This window comes from Nocardia wallacei (assembly GCF_029868745.1).
GTDB lineage: Bacteria > Actinomycetota > Actinomycetes > Mycobacteriales > Mycobacteriaceae > Nocardia > Nocardia wallacei_B.
The window spans coordinates 24646-30954 of the sequence record NZ_JARWOP010000264.1 but is presented as its reverse complement, the minus strand read 5'-3'; the positions used below and the strand labels follow the sequence as shown (position 1 = coordinate 30954).

Annotated in this window: 5 protein-coding genes and 2 pseudogenes; 4 read left to right on the top strand and 3 right to left on the bottom strand. The window is 61.5% G+C overall.

The genetic code is table 11. The features are described from left to right. Window positions 1-323 precede the first annotated feature (323 nt). Both QH470_RS23985 and QH470_RS23980 read right to left on the bottom strand, forming a co-directional pair. The gene (locus QH470_RS23985; protein ID WP_267898933.1) at window positions 324-1103 is read right to left on the bottom strand and encodes an IS3 family transposase; all 780 of its coding nucleotides are present in this window, start codon (window positions 1101-1103) and stop codon (window positions 324-326) included. 78 nt (window positions 1104-1181) lie between these two features. Next, window positions 1182-1463, bottom strand: coding sequence for a transposase (locus tag QH470_RS23980; RefSeq protein ID WP_067514846.1), 282 nt, complete (start codon window positions 1461-1463; stop codon window positions 1182-1184). A gap of 81 nt (window positions 1464-1544) precedes the next feature. Here QH470_RS23980 and QH470_RS23975 point away from each other — a divergent pair. Both QH470_RS23975 and QH470_RS23970 read left to right on the top strand, forming a co-directional pair. Beyond that, window positions 1545-2135 (top strand): annotated as a pseudogene (locus QH470_RS23975) (cytochrome P450); the annotation flags it as partial. Then, window positions 2132-3032, top strand: a pseudogene (locus tag QH470_RS23970) (NAD(P)/FAD-dependent oxidoreductase). The pseudogenes QH470_RS23975 and QH470_RS23970, both read left to right, overlap by 4 nt. Before the next feature lie 597 nt (window positions 3033-3629). Here QH470_RS23970 and QH470_RS23965 read toward each other — a convergent pair. Then, window positions 3630-3761 carry a hypothetical protein gene (locus tag QH470_RS23965; RefSeq protein ID WP_255220970.1) on the bottom strand — a complete coding sequence of 44 codons (132 nt, stop codon included), beginning with the start codon at window positions 3759-3761 and terminating at the stop codon, window positions 3630-3632. Between the two features lie 838 nt (window positions 3762-4599). On the opposite strand from QH470_RS23965, the gene QH470_RS23960 reads away from it, so the two are divergent. Then, complete coding sequence (locus tag QH470_RS23960; RefSeq protein WP_043737830.1) at window positions 4600-5436, top strand: MlaE family ABC transporter permease; 837 nt, start codon at window positions 4600-4602, stop codon at window positions 5434-5436. Further along, window positions 5437-6303 carry an MlaE family ABC transporter permease gene (locus QH470_RS23955; RefSeq protein WP_036542649.1) on the top strand — a complete coding sequence of 289 codons (867 nt, stop codon included), beginning with the start codon at window positions 5437-5439 and terminating at the stop codon, window positions 6301-6303. The last annotated feature ends 6 nt before the right edge of the window (window positions 6304-6309 follow it).

Sequence of the window (6309 nt, the reverse complement as noted above, 5' to 3'; positions counted from 1 at the left end):
CTTCAAAGGTGCTGGCAGTGATGGGAGTTCGGATGCCAAGTCGTCATCCGCATCGTTCCCCGGGCCTACGTACGCGCTCACCATGGAGATTCCTTATTCTCGACGTCACGGTATTTTCGCGATCGATATTATTATGATTCGGCAGAGGGTGTTACATTCCCTGACGGTCGTCGATTCGAGATCCGTTGTATTTGCGAATCGGGGAGGTTAGGGCAAACTTTTGCCGGAGTTTAATTATGTAGTTTCGTCCAGGATTGATAAATTTGGCCAGTCCCCGATAACGCGACCACCCGGTTTCAGAGTCGGTGTCGTTCGGTCGGTGTTCAGTTGATGTCGCAGCCCACGGGGTGGTGGGTGTGGGTGCAGGCCGCAGCGTACTCGGCCGGGGTGCGGTAGCCCAGCGCCGAATGCCGGTGCCGGTGGTTGTGCTCGTGCTTGAAATCCGCGATCACCACCCTCGCTTCGAGCAGGCTGGTCCAGTGGTTGCGGTTGAGGCATTCCACGCGCAGGCGCCGGTTGAACGATTCCACGTACCCGTTGTTCCAGGGGGTACCCGGCGGAATATACGAGATCCCGACCCGGTCTCGGCAAAATGTTTGCAGCGCTGCCGAAATCATTTCCGGCCCGTTGTCCAGGCGCAGCACCTTCGGCGCCCCGTGGACGGCGAAGACCCGCTCGAGTTCGGCGACCAGACGCTCGCCGGTGATCGACCGCTCGATCAAGTGCAGTAGGGATTCGCGGGTGTGCTCGTCGATCATCGACGCGATCTTCACCACCCGCCCGTCGACGGTAGAGTCGAACTGGAAATCCAGCGCCCACACCACCTTCGGCGCATCCGCATCCACCGCCGGCACCGACGAGGCGCCGGCTCGTTTACGCGGGTGATGCGCCCGCACCTGCAAACCTTCTTCCCGCCAGAGCCGGTGGACTTTCTTGATGTTCATCCGGTGGCCTTCGTCGAACCGCAGCACTGCCCAGACCCGGCGGAACCCGTGACACGGGTTCTTGGCCGCATAATTCCGCAGCCAGGCCCGCGTCGGCGTCGGCGTCTGCCGGTGTTTGCGTGGCCGGGCACCGGCGGTAAGTCGAGCGAGCGAGCCCAATGACCTTGCACGCGAACCGTTCCGACATGCCCATGACCTCGCTGAGCATGTCCACGGCCCGTCGCTTGGCCGCTGGGCCTAGAATTTTCCCTTCGAAATCTCGCGCAGCGCGTCTTTCTCCAGCTCCGCATCGGCCAGCAGCCGCTTCAATCGGGCGTTCTGTCCCCGCAGCTCCTTGAGTTCTTTGGCGGCGCCGGTGTCCATGCCTCCATATTGGCGACGCCAGTTATAGAGTGTCGCCGCCGAGACTCCCAGGTCAGCGGCGATTTGCTCGCCGGTCAAGCCTTCCGCGGCCAGTTCATCGGCGCGCCGCAGCTTGCGCACGATGTCCTCCGCGGAATGCCGTTTCCGTCCAGCCATGGTTCCCATAGTCCCTTCTAACCCCTGATCAGGGCCAACGAGACTCTAATTCCGGCTGGTCGCATCCATGGGGGACGGGTCATGATCACCATGTTGCAGGGTAACGAGAACACCAAAAATCTGATCGACCGCCCGATGGAGTTCTTGGGCAACCTCTTGTTGCTGATCGTCGGTGGCAACGACACGACCCGGAACTCGATGAGCGGCGGTGTGCTTGCACTCAACCGCTTCCCTGACCAGTTCGATAAGGTGAAGGCGAACCCGGGCTTGATCCCCAATATGGTCTCGGAGATCATCCGGTGGCAAACTCCGCTGGCCTACATGCGCCGGATCGCCAAGGCAGACACAATTCTGAACGGCCAGTTCATCCGCAAGGGCGACAAAGTGGTGATGTGGTATGCCTCGGGCAATCGCGACGAGCGCGTGTTCGAACGACCGGACGAGTTCATAATCGACCGGTCCAACGCCCGCAACCATATCGCTTTCGGCTTCGGCGTCCACCGCTGCATGGGCAACCGGCTGGCCGAGCTGCAGCTTCGGATCCTCTGGGAGGAGCTGCTTCCTCGCTTCGAGAATATCGAGGTCGTGGGGGAGCCCGAGTACGTGCAGTCCAACTTCGTGCGGGGCATCAGCAAGATGATGGTCCGCCTCACTCCGAAGGCAGACGTATGAGTGTACAGCGAGCTCTCATCGTCGGGGCCGGCCATGGTGGAGTCCAACTCGCGGCCAGTCTGCGCCAGGATGGGTGGACGGGCGAGGTCGTCCTCATCGGTGAGGAGCCGACTCTACCCTATCAACGCCCTCCGCTGTCGAAAGCCTATCTGGCCGGGAAGAGCACAATTGACGAGCTCGCGATCCGCAGCGCGGAATTCTATCGCAAGCAGGGAATCAAACTCGTGGATGCGACAGTAGAGGCGATCGATCGATCGGCTGGTCGCCTCGCACTGAGCACTGGCGACGCATTGCCCTATGACAAGCTCGCGCTGTGCACTGGTGCCCGCCCTCGTCGGCTCGCCACCTCGGGCGCCGATCTGGCAGGGGTCTACTACCTACGCACCGCCGCCGATGTCGAGATGATCCGAGCCGCTGCCCGCCCCGGGCGGCGGGCCGTGATCGTCGGCGGCGGCTACATCGGACTGGAGACGGCCGCCTCCCTGCGAGCGTTGGGACCCCGATATCGTCGCGGCTGGGGACTGCGCCAGTCACCGGATGGCCCGTTATGGCCGCCGTATACGCCTGGAGTCGGTGCCGAGCGCCAGCGAGCAGGCCAAGGTCGCAGCCGCGACCATCAACGGGAAGTCCAGGAAGATAGCGGCGCTTCCGTGGTTCTGGTCGGATCAATACGATCTCAAGCTCCAGATCGCCGGCCTCAACACCGGATACGACGAAGTCGTCCTCAGCGGGGACCCATCCGGGGACCGCGACTTCACCTGCTTTTACCTCCGCGCCGGCGAGCTCGTTGCCGCCGACTGTATCAACCGCCCCCGCGACTTCGTATTCAGTAAGCGGGCAATCACGCAGCAACTCCACATCAACCGGGACGAACTGTTGCTCGCCGGCTCGGCCTGAGGCCACGGTCTGTTGGGTGATGGCTACGCGGCAGTGCGTGGGGCGTAGGCCGGCTCAGCGGTGGCTGACCCGCTCTTGCTTCGATGCACCGGTTTTGCCCAACCCTCAGCCGATTGCGCGACGTTCAGTGCATAGCAGCCCGTCTCGTGTTCGGCCGATGGTTGCAGCCCCAGCAGTGCACGATTCGGGACTTAACCAGCCGACTCAGTCCTCGCTGAGGAGCTCGACGTCGTCGAGCCGGGTGAGCGGATCGGCGCCGAAACAGGAATCGCTGGGGATCGCGTCGGTTGTGTGGAGCCGCATCGTGGTTGCTGCCTACGCGTTGGCGTAGGCGTCACCGCCGACCCGACCGACCCGATCGACCGTCGGAGATCCGAGACCGCCAGTGTCTCCACGAGTTTCACTGCGGTGTATCGAGACCTCACATCGGAATGATGTATCGCTCCACCGACCGGAAGACCTTCGCGAGCCCGCAGAGCAACCGCGGGCCGGATCGCCTTCTCCGCAAACGTGGCGTCTTCGCTGGTCGAGCATTCCGAGCCGAGGACGCAGCCGGCGTAGGCATCGACGACGAACGCGGTAGACGAACATCGGTGATCAGGCGGATGTAGGTGAATCGGCCATGAGCCGCGTGTTCTGCGCCAGAACCCGAAACTGCCGGTCCGCCAGGTCGGTCGCTCTCGACGCGGCCTGGTTCGGTTTGGTCATGCCGACCTTCTTGCCGCGCACGATCAGCCACTGCTATCGCGGCCGCTAGTCGCACGAAGAAAGATGTTGCCGCTTCGCGGATTCCGATCGTTCCTCGGATTCCCTATTCGTGCGGTGCAGCTGGCAAATCTCCCTCGCTGCCTCCGTCGACACGCCTTCGGCGCCGCCGGTGTCGACCGCGGCGCGGCGCACCCAATTGCGCAGGGCTTACGGGTCGCTCCGAGCCTCGCAGAGACCGCTTTCATTCCGCCGAAATGCGTGGGCACCACACCCGGGCGGTTCATCTGCCGGAGCTGCCTGGTCGCGATCATTCCCGTCGATCAGGGCTTATGGGTGGACTGGCAATGCCGAAGCAGGCAGTGCGAAACGGCGCCACCCAGCGACGGAAGCGGAGCAAAGTGCAGCCGGAGTAGTGACCGAGGGAGTATCTTCGGTGGCCGATGCCTGCCAACCCGCCCCTGCACCACAACCGCACTTTCCTCGGCCGTAGATGGGCGAGACTGCTCATGTGGATGGTGTCGTCGCACGTCGCGGTTGCTATCGGCCGACTTTCGCCGGGGCGATATCGCTCGGTTGCCAGAGGGTCGCTCGCGCGTCCCGGGATCGATCGAAATCCTCTATTGACACTGCGTGAGCAGCACCACATACTCATACCCTGAGTATCTGGTACTTGCAGTAGTGCACAAGGAGGTGCCGTGAGCAGGGTGCGCTCGATAATGACCCGACGAGGTACGTCATACCGGCGAAGCCATTCCGATCATTCGGAGAACGAGCTATGCCGGATCGTCGACACTTTCCTAGCGGGCGCGCCAGTTGCGTTGCGGAGCGATACTCTTGGTTAGGACGGGAATCTGTGGTAATGCCTGAACGTAGCGCGCTATCGACGTCGACGAGGTTGCTCAGGGAAAACTTTTCCGAAACCGTAGTGTCGGCGCTCAGAACTTTTGGCCGGTCGACGCAGATGGCTTCTGAGTCGGCTGCGGGAGCAGTAAGCGATATCGTTCGTTTGAGATTCCAGTGGCGAGAGGCACTGAATCAAGCTTGGTATCTGATCACCGTTACTGCGATTCCGGCCATCCTGATGGCCGTGCCTTTCGGTGTCATCGTTTCCGTCCAGGTCGGAAACTTGATTCATCAAATCGGGGCGGACTCCCTGCTCGGTGCCGCTGGTGGATTGGGTGTGATCAAACAGGGCGCCCCCATGGCAACAGGGCTGCTGCTGGGTGCGGCCGGAGCGGCCGCAATCGCGGCGGATCTGGGTGCACGTAACATTCGCGAAGAAATCGATGCCATGCGAACGATGGGCATCAGCCCCTTGCACCGACTCGTTATTCCTCGGATGGTGGCGATGGTTTTCGTCGCGCCGATGCTCAATATCTTGATCATCTTCACGGGCGTGATAGCTGGATATGCGGTCGCAATCGGCCCCCAGGGAGTGACCCCCGGCAGCTACTGGGGAACGTTCGGCTCTTTCACCGTCGTCGCGGACATCGGTGTCTCGATAGCCAAGTCCGTGCTGTTCGGATTCATCGTGGTCGTGATCGCGTGCCAGCGGGGGCTCGAAGCAAAAGGCGGTCCGCGCGGAGTGGCGGATGGCGTGAACGCGGCTGTAGTTCTCTCCGTAGTTTCCATCGCCATCACGAACCTCATAATTACTCAGCTGGTGTCGATATTCCTTCCGACGAGGCTGGCCTAGATGTCGGAGGTAAAGGTTACTCCACCCCGGCTGGCGAGGCTCAGGAGAAGAATAGCGCCGTTCGGAGCGCGCATCGCGCCCCTGGAGTCGATCGGTTTCGTACTCGCGTTCGTTTGGGAGGCGCTGTCCGCGATCCCGTTCACGATCAGGCGATATCGAGCCGAGACTATGCGCGTGATCACGGATATGACATGGGGCCAAGGGTCCATTATCGTCGGCGGTGGAACTGTACCGATGCTGGTGGTACTCGGTCTGGTGATCGGAGGCTCGGTCGGTGTAGAGTCCTTCACCACTCTCAACCTGATCAGCATGGGGCCGGTGACCGGCATCGTTTCGGCCTTTGCCAATACACGGGAACTTGCACCGATTGCTGCGGGCGTCGGGTTCGCCGCACAAGCCGGATGCCGTATTACGGCCCAAATCGGCGCTATGCGGATCTCCGAGGAGATCGATGCACTCGAGTCGCTTGGACTGCGATCGATACCGTTCGTTGTGACCACCCGGGTCATCGCCGGGGCCGTGGCAATCATTCCGACATTCTTGATCGCCTTGATCCTGAGTTATGCCGCTTGTCGCGCGGTGATCGTGCAACTTCATGGCCAAGCCGCCGGTGTCTACGATCACTATTTTTATCAATTCATCAGCGGCTGGGATGTGACGGCCTCGGTGATAAAGGTTCTCGTATTCGGGACGGCTGTGATTCTTATCCACAGCTATCATGGGTTCTTCGCCGTTGGTGGGCCAGAAGGCGTCGGAATCGCATCTGGACGTGCTGTCCGAGCAAGCTTCGTGGCAATCATCGGTTTGGATATGGTGTTGACCCTCCTCCTGTGGGGCGTCAACTCCTCCATCGAATTTACGGGGTGAGAAACG

What these genes read in the sequence shown, in the direction of transcription:
- QH470_RS23980 (WP_067514846.1), bottom strand. Translation starts at nt 1,463, where the DNA reads ATGGCTGGACGGAAACGGCATTCCGCGGAGGACATCGTGCGCAAGCTG.
- QH470_RS23960 (WP_043737830.1), top strand. Translation starts at nt 4,600, where the DNA reads ATGCCTGAACGTAGCGCGCTATCGACGTCGACGAGGTTGCTCAGGGAA.
- QH470_RS23955 (WP_036542649.1), top strand. Translation starts at nt 5,437, where the DNA reads ATGTCGGAGGTAAAGGTTACTCCACCCCGGCTGGCGAGGCTCAGGAGA.